This is a genomic window from Metapseudomonas resinovorans DSM 21078 (assembly GCF_000423545.1).
GTDB classification, from domain to species: Bacteria; Pseudomonadota; Gammaproteobacteria; order Pseudomonadales; family Pseudomonadaceae; genus Metapseudomonas; species Metapseudomonas resinovorans.
This window is the reverse complement of the sequence record NZ_AUIE01000013.1, coordinates 120625-134462: the sequence shown is the minus strand read 5'-3', so window position 1 is coordinate 134462 and position 13838 is coordinate 120625. Positions and strand designations below refer to the sequence as shown.

The window sequence follows — 13838 nt, the reverse complement described above, 5'->3', positions numbered from 1 at the left end:
GCTGAAGTCAGCCAGAAATGTACGGCTACTTCAGATCATCCCCAGTGGGGAAGTGGTTTGTCAGCATATGCGCCAAGTCTATTCGGAAAACGCTATTTAAAAGTCTGTCCGTTGATCTTGGTCATTCGCTTTCGTAGATTCCTCAGTACTAAGTAAAACTGATGGAGCAACAAGTTTTGCATGGAGCAGCAGGCGAATCAGTTGATCAGTGCTTATTTCGATCTGAAGCCAGTGCTGGAAGCCGCATGGGGTATCAGGGGCGTGTGCTTATTCATCAACCAGTGGGCTATACGGCGACGGCGATAGTTTCGATCACGCTCGTTTTTATTGTGGGGGTATTCGCATACTTTGGAACCTATACGCGAACGGCGACCGTCACGGGGTTGTTAACTCCCGAGCGGGGGATGCTACGCCTTTCTTCAAGTGCAGCCGGTTTCATCTCCGAAGCCAAAGTGACCGAGGGTCAAGTTGTTGAACAAGGAGACGTGCTCTTTGTCATTTCCGGCGAACGGCTCAGTTCAGCAGGCGGCACACAACAACTGATCTCAGATCAGTTGGAGCAGCGTTTACGCTTGTTGGAGAGCAATCGCGTGTTGGCCGACAGCCGCGTCGAAACTCAACATCGGATGATCGGAAATCGGCTGCGTGCTATCGATGAAGAGCTGGCTCGTCTGGATGAAGAAATTCAATTGCAGGGTCGTCGTGTGATATTGGCTCAGACGCATCTGGAGCGCCAGAAAGAGTTGGTATCGGAGAACTTCATCTCAATTTCACAGCTACAGCAGGCCGAAGCGGAATTGTTGACCTTGCGAGGGCAGCAACAGACGTTGCGTCGCACTCAGGCGAGTTTGGGCCGAGAGCGAATCGATCTTCTAGCGCAGCTTGAGGAAACTGAACTCAGATACCAAGGCGATGTCTCCGACATCGACAATGCCATCGCGCTCGTCAGGCAGGAACAAGCCGAGAACGATGTGCGCGTTGAACAAATTATCTCGGCTCCTTTTCGAGGATATGTTACCGGCGTAAGCGTCCAGCCAGGCCAACAGGTTATGGCGGGTACGCTATTGGCGAGTCTGATCCCGTATGAGGCTGAACTGACGGCACATGTTTATGTTACTCCGCGACAGGCCGGATTTATTGAGCCAGGGCAGACGGCGCTGATGCGCTATGCCGCCTATCCCTATCAGAAATTCGGGTCAGCCCGAGGACGGGTAATGGATGTGGCGAAAAGTCCCTATGCCATTCAGGAACTCCCTGCGCATGTAGCAAGCGTACTTCAGGATTCCACTGGTACAGGCGAACTGTTCTATCGCGTAACTCTCGGTCTTGAGTTCCAGAGACTGACTGTTTATGGGGTGGCGCAGCCCCTGCAGGTTGGAATGCTGTTGGAAGCAGACATAATTCAAGATAAACGTCGACTTTATGAGTGGGTGCTTGAACCAATTTACTCTGTGACGGGTAAGTGGGCTGCTGAATAATGGTGGTTGGGGTGAACTAATGGCGTGTCCTGTGCAAGGAGATTCAAGAGGCGATATCGCGCAATGGCTTATGTGTTTTTGCGGAACAGAGCTTCTTGACGCTTCCCTGTATACGTAAGGGAAGCGAATACGGCGGCTGTATCGGATGTGCTGACATCAGGCACTGACGCAGTTGCCTAATTTAGAAGAAATATGGCGTTTCAAAAGGAGAAAGCCATGAGAGAACTTACTCTAACCGAGATGAACTTAGTGGGTGGTGCTGGCAATGCTACTGACACGGTAAATACCACAGTCACAACCGGTGGTGCGGGATATGCCGCCGGCCGTGTACTCGCGTCGGCGGCAGGCGGTGCCGTCAACGGGAGTCGCGCTGGGTTGGTTGGCGCTATTGCAGGTGCGGTAATTGGCGCCGCAGCGGGGGCTTATGACTGGTACCAGGACAGCCAAGATGGAAGCGACTATGGTGATGGAACCAACTATTAAGTAAGGCGTGTGTCAAGTGGCGCGGCATTGCGTCACTTGGCTTATTTCTCTGCGAGGAGTTTGAGGATGGCTAATAAGTTCGATTTTCTGCGTAAGTTAGCTATCTGTTTTTTTACTGTACTAACCTTGGTTTGTGCTGTTTCGACAGTGTTCTTCGCAATAAGTGGTGATGCTAGCCAAAGAAACGGGAGTGCTGTGTCAGCCTTGGTCGGAATGTTACTTGTCCTGTGGCTGAGAAAAGATCAAGAGTCTGAAAAGAGCAATCAATAGTTTAATGTGGTCATCGGGCATGGTCTTTAACTGCGTGGGTGGTAGATAATGCGCATCGCGTTTGGTGTTACGAAGAGTGATTTTTTTGACGAGTATCTGTACAGAAAGCCTCATGTTTTTAAAGGTGCTATCCAAGGAGTGCGTATAGGCTGGAAAGATATAAGTGAAATTTACGAGAGGGCGGATGCGTCCGATAGAAGTTTTAAGTTGATGGATGGTCGTGAGATTCCAAAGACGGAGTACGTGGAGTCTTATATGAATGTTGGGCGCCTAGAGCATCGATACATCAAGTCTGTGATTTATAGGTATATGCGAGAGGGCGCAACGCTTGTCTTCAATAGAATAAAAAACGAACCCTTCGTGACTGCCATATCCAAGCAGATTGCCAACTATGCAGGTGCGCAGGTTATCGTCAGCGGGTATGCTGCTTTCAGCGGTAAGTCTTCCTATAGAAGTCATTGGGATACAAGGGATGTTTTTGCTGTTCAGCTCCTGGGGCGGAAGCGTTGGATCATCAAGAGGCCTAACTTTGTTTTCCCTTTATTCATGCAGCAGACAAAAAATATGTCCGAAGCGGTAGAACCGGAAGAGGTTTATTTAGACGTTATTCTTGAGCCCGGTGACATCATATATGTGCCTCGTGGATGGTGGCACAATCCGCTTCCTCTTGGAGGGGAGACATTTCATCTCGCTGTCGGCACATTCGCACCTACTGGTTTTGACTATTTACGCTGGCTGCTTAATTTGCTGCCTGAGATTCCTGATGTTAGGAAAAACTTTCATGACTTTGAGCGAGACAAGGAATCTCTGAGAACTATCGCGGCAAGCCTTGGGGCTGCCGTCAGTGATCGAAGTAATTTTGAAAAATTTATGCGGGCCTACATAGGTCAGCATAGAGTGGACTCAAAGATTGCACTCCATATCCTTGGCGATGGCAGCAATCATCAGCTCGATTTGAAGCAGATCGTTCGGTTGAATGCTAACTTGCTGTACCGATTCTCGGAAGGGTTCGTGGTGATCAATGGAAACAAAATCAATATCGATGATGTGGGTTTCGAGTTGATTGAGTTCATTCATAACCAAGGAATTTGTAGCGTAGCTAGGATTCAGGAGAGGTTTTCAGAGCACGGAGAGGATCTTGTCAACAAGGCGCTGTTTCAGTTGGCTCTCAATGACGTGATCGAAATTGTTGACTGACTCCCAGATTTCTGTCGAGTTGATTGCCCTTCATTTCGAAGCCAGGGCTTAAAAGTTCCGTGGCATGGTTATTGCGCCTTGCCATCAGGAAATTCTAGAACTGTCGCGCGACTGACTGCGTGATGCGGTTCATGGATACGTTGAAGCATGAAAGCAGTATTGCAAGCGGAAAGCCAGGAATGCGGACTGGCTTGCCTGGTGATGATCGCTGGTTACCATGATCTTCACCTTGATTTGATTAGCCTGCGCCGACGTTTTTCTATTTCATTGAAAGGCACTAACCTTGCCCAATTGGTGCGATATGCGCAGATCCTCGATTTCTCGTGCCGTCCATTGCGGCTAGAACTCGAAGATGTCGGTAAGCTGAGGCTGCCATGCATCCTGCACTGGAACATGAACCACTTTGTGGTGCTGGAGAAGGTTCGGGGAAATCGTCTCTATTTGCTTGATCCTGCCGTGGGGCGCCGTGCTCTGTCGCTGAGTGAGGCGTCGACGCATTTCACCGGCATTGCGCTGGAACTGAGCCCGAACGCGACGTTCCGCCCGGCCCAGCAGAAGACTCGTGTGCGTCTGCGCGACCTGATCGGGCGTGCGGTAGGCTTGAGGCGGGCGCTGGCCAATATTTTCGTGCTTGCCTTGGCGCTGGAGGTGGTCGCACTGCTGTCCCCACAGGTGACGCAGTGGGTGGTTGACGGTGCGCTGGTGTCGTCGGATCGGGATCTGTTGCTGATCGCGGTGCTGGGCGGATGTCTCTTGATTGTGATCGACTTCGCGCTGCGAATGGCACGTGGCTGGATGGGGCTTCGGCTGAATCAGCAGCTTGCCTTGCAGTGGTCGGGCAATCTTTTCAGCCACCTGCTTCGCCTGCCCTGGACCTTCTTCGAGAAGCGCCAGCTTGGAGATATCACGGCTCGCTTCCACTCGTTGACCGCCATACGCAACGTCCTCACCAACGGGGCAATCATGGTGGTGCTTGATGGTCTGGTCACATTGATCACGCTCGGCATGATGCTGCTCTACAGCATCACCTTGACCGGTATTGTACTGGTCGCCCTTGCGCTGTACGCGAGCCTAAGAGCTGTGTTTTATCAGCCGCTTCGTAATGCCTCCGAAGAGCGCATTGTGTTGGCTGCGCGCGAGAATTCCTACTTTCTGGAAACGATCCGGGCGGTTCAGCCGCTCAAGTTGTTCAACACGGCTTCACTGCGGTTGGCGACCTGGCAAAACATGCTCGCTGACGTTCAGAACCGGGACGTGGCCACGCAGAAGCTGCTTCTCGTGTTCGCCAGTCTCAACACCCTGATCTTTGGTTTGGAGAGCATGCTGTTGCTCTATTTGGGCGGTTTGGCTGTGTTGGAAAGAGAGTTGTCGCTGGGCATGCTGTTGGCGTTCATTGCCTACAAGAGCCAGTTTACTGGTCGAGCCAGCCAGTTAATCGATCTCTGCGTTGAGATACGAATGTTGTCGTTGCACGCGGAGCGCTTGGCAGATATTGCACTGGAGTCGCCGGAACCTGAAAGTGTGATGGAGACCGACCTGGAGCGGATAGAGCCGAGTATTGAGCTGCGGGATGTGTCGTTCCGTTACGCAGAGGGGGAGCCCTGGATATTGCGCAACCTGTCCCTGACCATCAAGGCGGGCGAGTCTGTGGCAATCGTCGGCCGCTCGGGCTGCGGTAAGAGCACTCTATTTAAACTGATGCTTGGTCTGCTTACGCCGACTGAGGGCGAAATTCTAGTGGGTGGCATTCCAGTTCGGCAGTTGGGACCACAGGCCCTGCGAAATCTGGTCGGTGCTGTCATGCAAGAGGATCAACTATTCGCTGGGTCGCTGGCAGAGAACATCGCCAGCTTCGATCCCGATGCAAGTCAGGAGCGGATTGAAGAGGCAGCCCGTCAGGCCCATATCCACAAGGCGATTGCAAAGATGCCCATGGGCTATCAGACATTGATGGCTGAAATGGGAAGCGGGCTGTCAGGCGGGCAGCGGCAGCGGGTTCTACTGGCTCGGGCTCTGTACAAGCAGCCACGCATCTTGGCCATGGATGAAGCTACCAGCCATCTGGATCTGCACAGCGAAAAGCATGTAGTGACGTCATTGCACCAGATGGCAGTTACCCGGATCACAATAGCCCACCGACGTGAAACCATTGCTTTTGCCAAGCGCCTTGTCTGTCTGGAGCGGGGCTGCATCGTGGAAGACGTTCGTCTCGATGAGAGCCAAGTTTCGGCATGATATGGGGGAAACGAGGATGGCTGGTCTTGTGGACCTGGGGCTTGGCAAGCGTGATTGATCCGGTTCGGGCGGATGATTTGCTGACAGCTTATCGACTCGCTCTGAGACACGACGCACAGTATTCCGCTGCCCTCGCTCAGCGGCGCGCAGGAGATGAAGGGCTGAACCAGGGGCGAGCAGGACTGTTGCCGCAGATTTCGTTCGACGCTCAGACGAGTTGGAGCGAAACCGAGTACGAAGTCGTCAATGGGGCGATAAAGAAGCGCCGCCAGAACCGCAGCTATGGCGTTCAACTAGTGCAGCCGCTGTTTCGCTGGCAAAGTTGGATTCAGTACCAACAGGGCGGACTACAAAAACTACTTGCCGAGCTTCAAGCGAAGAGTGCTGGCCAAGCGTTGATGTTGCGTGTGGCTGAAGCGTATTTCAATGTTCTGAACGCGGCCGATGTGATTGACGCACTGGAACAGTTGCAGGCGGCAGACGAGCTACAACTAGCCAGCGCACGCAAGAATTTCGACCTGGGCAATGCCAGCATCGTCGACGTGCACGAGGCTCAAATGAGCCACGATAGAATTACGGCGCAGTTGGTGAAAGCCCGAAGTGATCTAGTGCTGGCCCGTCATGCGCTGGCTCGGCTCACGGGCAGGCGCCCAGGGGCGCTTAAACGCTTGGGGAACCAAGTGATGCTGAGCCCACCGGAACCGGTTGATGTGGAAGCATGGGTCATGAATGCGGAGCGGGACAGTCTTGAGGTACAGACTCAGGAGTTGGTGCTGCAGATTGCTGGCAACGAGGTTCGCAGTCGCAAGGCGGAACACTTGCCGACACTCGATATGGTAGTCAGCCAGAACATGCAGCAAAGTCCCAATGTCAGCACAGAGCGCAGCGAGTCCGCGGCCATTGGAGTACGGTTGAGTATGCCGCTATTCAGCGGTGGTCGGACTACCTCGTCTGCGCGCGAGGCTGTGGCACTGCACCAGCAGGCCGAATATGAACTGGAGGATACACGGCGTGGTGCGGCTCTGGCCGCACGCGAGGCGTGGTCTGGTGTTATGGATGGGATTGCCCAGGTCAAGGCATTGGAGGTGGCACGGGTTTCTGCGGATACAGCAGTGAGATCGAATCGACGAGGCTATCAAGTTGGGGTGCGCACGGGCGCGGACGTGCTTGAGGTACAAGGCCAGTTAAGTGACTTCGTGCAGCAGCTTGCCAAGGCTCGATACGATGTATTATTTGCGCAATTGCGGCTCAAGGCGGCTATTGGTGCTTTGTCACCAGTGGATCTTGACAAGATCAATGTGTTGCTTGAATAGACATAGACGTGCTTTTAGCGAGCAGGCGGTCGGAGCACTCGGCGAAGTATTTGGAGGCCAGGTCGGCGAGAAAGGGCGCCTCCGGGTGTTTCAGAGTGAAACGCACGCGGTGGTCGTCGAGCTTCTCGATGCGCTCGATCAACTGCGCGAAGGCCATGGATTCGGCATAGGGGAAGCCGCGCGGGGACAGCGTGTGCCAGGGATGAGCCGGGTCGAGCTGGCGCTGGAAACTCCAGAGCACGTCGTCGGCGTTGAGTTCACGGCTGGGAGTGAACCAGGACGTGCTGTGGAAGGTAACGCCCTTGCGTAGCTGGAACTCGTAGACGAGGCCGTCAGGGCTGATGCTCCAGCTTTCCGCCAATCCCGGTTGCAGCCGGGTGCTGCCGGGCGCGAACTGCACCAGGCGGTCGAAGACCGTCTCGGCCGAGGCATCGGCCGTGGTGGCGGCGGTGTACTGGACAATGTCGAAGCCTTCGGGGCTGGCTTCGGTGCAGACGACTAGGGATTGACTGGCGGCTGTGTAGAGGGGAAGGCAGAGAGCGAGGGTCAGCAGGCTTCGACGCATCGGACTTCCTTGGGGCAGAAATGAAAACGGGGCCCGAAGGCCCCGTTTGCCGGCTTACTTGCCGACGCTCACGCCATAGAAGGAGTTGAGCGCGAACGGGCTGATCAGGAAGTCCTGCACGTTCTTGCGCATCGGCTGGTAGACAGTGGAGTGGGCGATCGGGGTGATCGGCACGTTGTCTTTCAGGATGTGCTGGGCCTGCTTGTACATCTCGGTGCGCTTGGCCTGGTCTGGGGTGGCCTTGGCTTGCTTGATCAGCTTGTCGTAGCTGGCGTCGCACCATTTGGAGAAGTTGTTGCCATCCACGGCGTCGCAGCCATAGAGGGTGCCCAGCCAGTTGTCCGGGTCACCGTTGTCGCCGCTCCAGCCAATCAGCATGGCGTCATGCTCGCCACCCTTGGCGCGCTTGATGTACTCGCCCCACTCGTAGGTGACGATCTTGGCCTTGATGCCCACTTTGGCCCAGTCGGACTGGAGCATTTCGGCCATCAGCTTGGCGTTCGGGTTGTACGGACGCTGGACCGGCATGGCCCAGAGGGTGATCTCGGTACCTTCGGCAACCCCGGCGGCCTTCAGCAGTTCCTTGGCCTTCTCCGGGTTGTAGCCGGCGTCCTTGATGGTCTCGTCGTAGGACCACTGGGTCGGCGGCATGCCGTTGACGGCGAGCTGGCCGGCGCCCTGGTAGACGGCGTCGATGATGGCTTTCTTGTTCACCGCCATGTCCAGCGCCTGGCGCACTTCAAGCTTGTCGAACGGCTTGTGGGTGACGTTGTAGGCGATGTAGCCGAGGTTGAAGCCCGGCTGGGACGGCATGTCCAGGTTGCTGTCTTTCTTCAGTGCATCCAGGTCGGCCGGACGCGGGAATAGGGTGACCTGGCATTCGCCGGCCTTGAGCTTCTGCATGCGCACCGAGGCGTCGGTGTTGATGGCGAAGATCAGGTTGTCGATCTTCACGTCCTCGGGTTTCCAGTAGTCCTTGTTGCCGGTGAAGCGGATCTGGGCGTCCTTCTGGTAGCGCTTGAAGACGAAGGGGCCAGTGCCGATGGGCTTCTGGTTGATGTCGGCAGCCTTGCCGGACTTCAGCAACTGGTCGGCGTACTCGGCGGACTGGATGGAGGCGAAGCTCATCGCCAGGTTCTGGATGAACGCGGCGTCCACGCCGTTGAGGGTGAACTTGACGGTGTTGGCGTCGATCTTCTCGACCTTGGCGATGTTGGCGTCCATCCCCATGTCGGTGAAGTAAGGGAACTCGGTGGGGTACGCCTTACGGAACGGATGTTCCTTGTCGAGCATGCGCTGGAAGGTGAAGAGCACGTCATCGGCGTTGAAATCGCGGGTGGGCTTGAAGTACTCGGTGGTGTGGAACTTCACGCCCTTGCGCAGGTGGAAGGTGTAGCTGAGGCCGTCGGGAGAAACATCCCACTTCTCGGCCAGGCCCGGGACCACCGCAGTGCCGCCACGCTCGAACTGGCTCAAGCGGTTGAAGACGGTTTCTGCAGCGGCGTCGAAATCGGTGCCGGTGGTGTATTGGCCCGGATCGAAACCGGCGGGGCTGCCTTCGGAGCAGAACACCAGGTTGCTTGCAGCGCTGGCGAAGGGCGCGCTGGCGATCAGCCCTGCGGCGACAAGTGCCTGGATGACGGCGTTTTTACGCATGTTGACCTCATGTTTATTCTGTTTGTCATCGTGAGGGGCCCTTTGTGGGGGCCTTGCGAGAAGCTATGCAGGGCATATGCCCGGCGCAAGAGCTGGACCGGAAAGAGTGTAGTCGGCGGGATAAAGCTGTAAGGGCTTGTCGCAATTTTGCAAATTCAAGCCTGAGGAGGGGAGAGGGCGCCGCCCCGAAAGGCCGCGGCGCCCTGTTTTGGATCAGGGCATCTGCACTTCGATGGTGCCATCGGCGCTGACGCTGACGCGGCTGGTGCCGGCCTCGATCTCGGGAACGGCAGCGCCGTCGGCGTAACCCTTGGCGGCCATGGCACGCATCATGATCGGCTGCGGCGGCTGGAAACCGGCGCTGTTCAGGCTCAGGTTGACCAGCTTGTAGCCCTTGCCGCCCAGGGCACTGGTAGCCAGCTGGGCGCGGGCCTTGAAGGCATCGACAGCCTGCTTGATCAGATCGTCTTCATGAGTCTTGCGGGTTTTGTCTGCGATGCTGAAGTTCATCCCGGCCATTTTCAGCTGACCCAGCAGATCGGCGCTGAGTTGGGAGAGCGTAGCGAAGTCGGCGCTTTCCAGGCGCACTTCGGCGCGCTCGCGCCAGGCGGTGATCTTCTGGCCTTTCTCGTCATACACCGGGTAGCTGTTGCGGCTGCCCAGGCTGACAGTGACACCCTTGGTCTTGCGGGCCTTTTCCACTGCGGCGTTGAGCGTGCGGGTGATTTCGTCCGCCAGCTTGGCCGGGTCGGTATTCTGCGATTCGCTGTAGAGGGTGACGTGCATCAGGTCGTGGGCCACTTCCTGGCTGACCTCGGCGCGCACGGCCACCTGGTTGTAGTGGACATCGTCGCCGGCCTGGGCCGAGAGGCTGCCGAGGCTGGCGGCGCAAAGGGCGAGGGCGGCGGCGAGGCGAGTGAACTTGGGCATGACGACTCCTTGTGGGACAGGTTTCCGCGCGGGTTGCGCGGTATTTCTCCGTATGGGACGAGGGTAACCGGCCATTCGGGTTAACGACGACGCAAATTGACCAACAGTTGGAACAGATGTTCCAGCCAATGCTGGCTTTTTGATGACCTTGTGGGGGCGAATTCATTCACCAAGCAGACCGCAGGCCTGCCCAGCGAGCTAGAAGGGGCCGCTGCGGCGAGTTGCCGCAGAGGCGATCCCCGGTCCGCCTTGGTTATACTCCGGCGATTCCAGGGAGTACCCATGCTCGAACCCGTACAGCTACTGTCTGCCAGCCGCCAGAACCTGCTGCGGCTGACCCTGATCCGCATCCTTGTCCTGGCCGCCCAGGCCGGCTCGGTCGGCCTTGCCTACAAGGCTCAACTGCTGCAATTGCCCTGGCTGGCCCTGAGCCTGACCCTCGGCGTCTCGCTGGTGCTCTGCGTCGGCACGGCGCTGCGCTTGCGCGGGCCCTGGCCGGTGACCGAGCTGGAATATGCCGTCCAGCTTGGCCTCGACCTGGTTATCCACAGCGTGCTGCTGTATTTCTCCGGGGGCTCGACCAACCCCTTCGTCTCTTATTACCTGGTCCCGCTGACCATCGCCGCGGCAACCCTGCCCTGGCTCTACACCCTCACGCTCGCGGGCCTTGCGCTGGCGGCTTATACCCTGCTGCTGGTGCTGTTCCATCCGCTGGAAATGCCCACCGGCCAGCGTGAGTCGCTGCTGATCTACGGCATGTGGCTGAGCTTTGCCCTGGCGGCCGCGCTGATCACCTTCTTCGTCGCACGCATGGCTGAAGAGCTGAGGCGCCAGGACCAGTTGCAGGCGGTGCGTCGCGAGGAAAGCATGCGCGACCAGCAACTGCTGGCGGTGGCCACTCAGGCTGCCGGTGCCGCCCATGAGCTGGGTACACCGTTGGCGACCATGAGCGTGCTGCTCAAGGAACTGCGCCAGGAATATGGCGACAAGCCAGGCCTGCAGGACGACCTGGCCCTGCTGCAGGAACAGGTCATGCTCTGCAAGGACACGCTGCAGCAACTGGTGCGCGCCGCAGAGGCGGATCGTCGCCAGGCGGTGGTGGAGCAATCGGTTATCGAGTGGCTGGAAGTCACGCTCAACCGTTGGCACCTGATGCGCCCGGAAGCCACCTACCGCTACCAGTGCATGGGGCTTGGTGTGGCGCCGAGGCTGAAACCCCCGGCCGACCTCACCCAGGCGCTGTTGAACCTGCTCAACAACGCGGCCGATGCCTGTCCGGAAAAGCTCGACATCCGCGTCAACTGGGATCACCAATGGATGGTCCTGACCATCCGCGACCACGGTGCCGGTGTACCCCTGGCCATCGCGGAGCAGCTTGGCCGGCCGTTCTTCACCACCAAGGGCAAGGGTTTCGGCCTCGGCCTGTTCCTGAGCCAGGCCAGCGTTACCCGCGCCGGCGGTACGGTTAAACTTTATAACCATGAAGAAGGCGGCACCCTGACCGAGCTGCGCCTGCCGCGCACCTATGGCGTCGCCTGAGTGCCTTGACGAAGAGGAAGCGAGATGACTGACGAACCCCTGATCGAAGGCGAAGAGCAACCCCACCTGCTGCTGGTGGACGATGACGCCACCTTCACTCGCGTAATGGCGCGGGCCATGACGCGTCGCGGTCTGCGAGTGACGGTGGCCGGTTCCGCCGAAGAAGGGCTGCAGTTGGCCAAGGAAGACCTGCCCGACTACGCCGTGCTGGACCTGAAGATGGACGGTGATTCCGGCCTGGTGCTATTGCCCAAGCTGCTGGAACTGGATGCCGAGATGCGCGTTGTGATCCTGACCGGCTATTCGAGCATCGCCACCGCGGTGGAGGCGATCAAACGCGGCGCCACCAATTACCTGTGCAAGCCGGCCGACGCCGACGATGTACTGACCGCGCTGCTTTCCGAGCACGCCGACCTGGACAGCCTGGTGCCGGAAAACCCGATGTCGGTGGATCGCCTGCAGTGGGAACACATCCAGCGCGTGCTGGCCGAGCACGACGGCAATATCTCCGCCACCGCCCGTGCCCTCGGCATGCACCGCCGGACCTTGCAGCGCAAACTGCAGAAGCGGCCGGTAAGGCGCTGATCCCGTCCCGGTCTGCTCCTTGTTTGTAGGGGCGAATTCATTCGCCCCTACAAAGATGTTCCGCCCCTGATTCTGCAAGCCCCGCGAAAGCCATTTCCCCGCCGTAATTGGTATCCTTAGCCGCCTATCTATTCCCGCCGCCAAGGTTCACCCATGCTCGCCGTCGTCCAGCAGACCCTCAGCATCACCGCGCCGGTGTTCTCCATGCTGTTCCTGGGCGTGGGCCTCAAGCGCCTCGGCTGGATCGATAGCGCCTTCATCAATACCGCGTCATCGCTGGTGTTCAAGGGCACCATGCCGACCCTGCTGTTCCTCGGGATCGTCCAGGCGGACCTGCGCACGGCGCTACGGCCGGAGCTGATTGGCTATTTCGTCGCGGCGACCCTGGTGTGCTTCCTGATTGGCTGGGGCTGGGCCATCCTGCGCTGTCCGGCGGCGGATCGCGGCATCTATACCCAGGGCGCCTTTCGCGGCAACAACGGCATCGTTGGCCTGGCCCTGGCCACCAGCATGTACGGCGACTACGGCCTATCGGTGGGCAGTATCCTCGGCGGGGTGGTGATCCTCAGCTACAACACGCTGTCGTCCATCGTCCTGGCGATCTACAGCCCGGATGCCAAGAGCGACCCCGTGAGTCTTGCCAGGAGCATCATCAGCAACCCGCTGATCATCGGTGTACTGGCCGCGCTTCCGGTGGCGTACTGGCAATTGCCGTTGCCGGCCTGGCTGATCACCTCGGGCGAGTATTTCGCACAGATGACCTTGCCCCTGGCGTTGATCTGCATCGGTGGGACCCTGTCGCTGGCGTCCTTGCGCTCCAGCGGCAAGATCGCCATCAGCGCCAGCCTGATGAAAATGGTCTGGCTGCCTATCCTGGCAACCTTCGGCGCCTGGCTGTGCGGGTTCCGCGATGCCGACCTGGCAATCCTCTTCCTCTACTTCGCCAGCCCCACCGCTGCGGCGAGTTTCGTGATGGCCCGCGCGGTGAACGCCAACCATGAGCTAGCAGCGGCGATCATTGTGATGACCACCCTGGCGGCGGTGGTGACCACCAATATCGGCTTGTTCCTGTTGCAGTGGGCGGGCTGGATCTGAGTCCGGCGCGGGAAGCGGTAGGGTGGGCTTCAGCCCACGCTGTTTATCGAGGGTCGACTTAGGCGGCGGGAAGGCAACGTGGGCTGAAGCCCACCCTACGAAAAATGTCAGGCCTTCTGGTAGTCGTCGATGACTTCCTGGGCGGCGCGGAAGGCATCGATGGCGGCAGGAACGCCGGCGTAGACCGCGCAGTGCAGCAGCGCTTCGCGGATTTCCTCGACTGTGCATCCGTTGTTGAGCGCACCGCGTACATGGCCTTTCAGCTCTTGCGGGCATTTCAGCGCGGTGAGGGCGGCGAGGGTGATCAGGCTGCGGGTCTTGCGCGGCAGGCCCTCGCGGTTCCACACGCCGCCCCAGGCGTGTTCGTTGACGAAGTCCTGCAGCGGCTGGGTGAATTCGGTGGCATTGCCCAGGGCACGGTCGACGAAAGCGTCGCCCATGACTTCCCGGCGTACCTGCAGGCCGGATTTGCGTTCTTCATTCATTGCGATT

At 58.1% G+C, this 13838-nt stretch carries 11 protein-coding genes and 1 pseudogene; 8 read left to right on the top strand and 4 right to left on the bottom strand.

Translation table 11 applies throughout. The features are described 5' to 3' along the window. Positions 1 to 161: 161 nt before the first annotated feature. The 5 genes from G559_RS0112425 (at position 162) to G559_RS0112410 (ending at position 6976) form a co-directional block, all read left to right on the top strand. Complete coding sequence (locus tag G559_RS0112425) at positions 162 to 1478, top strand: HlyD family secretion protein (protein WP_081668053.1); 1317 nt, start codon at positions 162 to 164, stop codon at positions 1476 to 1478. Positions 1479 to 1694: 216 nt separating this feature from the next. After that, positions 1695 to 1961: a hypothetical protein gene (locus tag G559_RS29860; RefSeq protein ID WP_081668051.1), complete on the top strand. Its 267-nt coding sequence runs from the start codon at positions 1695 to 1697 to the stop codon at positions 1959 to 1961. Between the two features lie 318 nt (positions 1962 to 2279). Next, on the top strand, positions 2280 to 3428 hold the full coding sequence (locus G559_RS0112420) for a JmjC domain-containing protein (RefSeq protein ID WP_028628523.1): 1149 nt from the start codon (positions 2280 to 2282) through the stop codon (positions 3426 to 3428). A gap of 147 nt (positions 3429 to 3575) precedes the next feature. Continuing rightward, entirely contained in the window at positions 3576 to 5663 is a 2088-nt protein-coding gene (locus G559_RS0112415) for a peptidase domain-containing ABC transporter (RefSeq protein ID WP_028628522.1), read from the top strand. A gap of 50 nt (positions 5664 to 5713) precedes the next feature. Then, positions 5714 to 6976 carry a TolC family outer membrane protein gene (locus tag G559_RS0112410; RefSeq protein ID WP_245586503.1) on the top strand — a complete coding sequence of 421 codons (1263 nt, stop codon included), beginning with the start codon at positions 5714 to 5716 and terminating at the stop codon, positions 6974 to 6976. 16 nt (positions 6977 to 6992) lie between these two features. Here G559_RS0112410 and G559_RS0112405 read toward each other — a convergent pair. From G559_RS0112405 to G559_RS0112395, 3 genes and pseudogenes are all read right to left on the bottom strand, one after another. After that, a pseudogene (locus G559_RS0112405) lies at positions 6993 to 7541 on the bottom strand (ABC transporter substrate-binding protein); the annotation flags it as partial. A gap of 54 nt (positions 7542 to 7595) precedes the next feature. Beyond that, on the bottom strand, positions 7596 to 9197 hold the full coding sequence (locus G559_RS0112400; RefSeq protein WP_028628519.1) for an ABC transporter substrate-binding protein: 1602 nt from the start codon (positions 9195 to 9197) through the stop codon (positions 7596 to 7598). A 213-nt stretch (positions 9198 to 9410) separates the two neighbouring features. Beyond that, positions 9411 to 10127, bottom strand: coding sequence for an SIMPL domain-containing protein (locus tag G559_RS0112395; protein ID WP_028628518.1), 717 nt, complete (start codon positions 10125 to 10127; stop codon positions 9411 to 9413). A gap of 282 nt (positions 10128 to 10409) precedes the next feature. On the opposite strand from G559_RS0112395, the gene G559_RS0112390 reads away from it, so the two are divergent. The 3 genes from G559_RS0112390 to G559_RS0112380 all read left to right on the top strand — a co-directional run bounded on the left by G559_RS0112390 (position 10410) and on the right by G559_RS0112380 (position 13346). Continuing rightward, entirely contained in the window at positions 10410 to 11666 is a 1257-nt protein-coding gene (locus G559_RS0112390; protein ID WP_028628517.1) for an ATP-binding protein, read from the top strand. A 24-nt stretch (positions 11667 to 11690) separates the two neighbouring features. Next, entirely contained in the window at positions 11691 to 12251 is a 561-nt protein-coding gene (locus tag G559_RS0112385) for a response regulator transcription factor (protein ID WP_028628516.1), read from the top strand. A gap of 153 nt (positions 12252 to 12404) precedes the next feature. Further along, positions 12405 to 13346 (top strand): AEC family transporter, encoded by a 942-nt coding sequence (locus G559_RS0112380; RefSeq protein ID WP_028628515.1) that lies wholly within the window; start codon positions 12405 to 12407, stop codon positions 13344 to 13346. A gap of 107 nt (positions 13347 to 13453) precedes the next feature. Here G559_RS0112380 and G559_RS0112375 read toward each other — a convergent pair whose 3' ends face one another. Further along, positions 13454 to 13831, bottom strand: coding sequence for a carboxymuconolactone decarboxylase family protein (locus tag G559_RS0112375; RefSeq protein WP_028628514.1), 378 nt, complete (start codon positions 13829 to 13831; stop codon positions 13454 to 13456). Positions 13832 to 13838: the final 7 nt, after the last annotated feature.

What these genes read in the sequence shown, in the direction of transcription:
- G559_RS0112395 (WP_028628518.1), bottom strand. Translation starts at nt 10,127, where the DNA reads ATGCCCAAGTTCACTCGCCTCGCCGCCGCCCTCGCCCTTTGCGCCGCC.
- G559_RS0112375 (WP_028628514.1), bottom strand. Translation starts at nt 13,831, where the DNA reads ATGAATGAAGAACGCAAATCCGGCCTGCAGGTACGCCGGGAAGTCATG.
- G559_RS0112420 (WP_028628523.1), top strand. Translation starts at nt 2,280, where the DNA reads ATGCGCATCGCGTTTGGTGTTACGAAGAGTGATTTTTTTGACGAGTAT.
- G559_RS0112390 (WP_028628517.1), top strand. Translation starts at nt 10,410, where the DNA reads ATGCTCGAACCCGTACAGCTACTGTCTGCCAGCCGCCAGAACCTGCTG.
- G559_RS0112425 (WP_081668053.1), top strand. Translation starts at nt 162, where the DNA reads ATGGAGCAACAAGTTTTGCATGGAGCAGCAGGCGAATCAGTTGATCAG.
- G559_RS0112380 (WP_028628515.1), top strand. Translation starts at nt 12,405, where the DNA reads ATGCTCGCCGTCGTCCAGCAGACCCTCAGCATCACCGCGCCGGTGTTC.
- G559_RS0112415 (WP_028628522.1), top strand. Translation starts at nt 3,576, where the DNA reads ATGAAAGCAGTATTGCAAGCGGAAAGCCAGGAATGCGGACTGGCTTGC.
- G559_RS0112400 (WP_028628519.1), bottom strand. Translation starts at nt 9,197, where the DNA reads ATGCGTAAAAACGCCGTCATCCAGGCACTTGTCGCCGCAGGGCTGATC.
- G559_RS0112385 (WP_028628516.1), top strand. Translation starts at nt 11,691, where the DNA reads ATGACTGACGAACCCCTGATCGAAGGCGAAGAGCAACCCCACCTGCTG.
- G559_RS29860 (WP_081668051.1), top strand. Translation starts at nt 1,695, where the DNA reads ATGAGAGAACTTACTCTAACCGAGATGAACTTAGTGGGTGGTGCTGGC.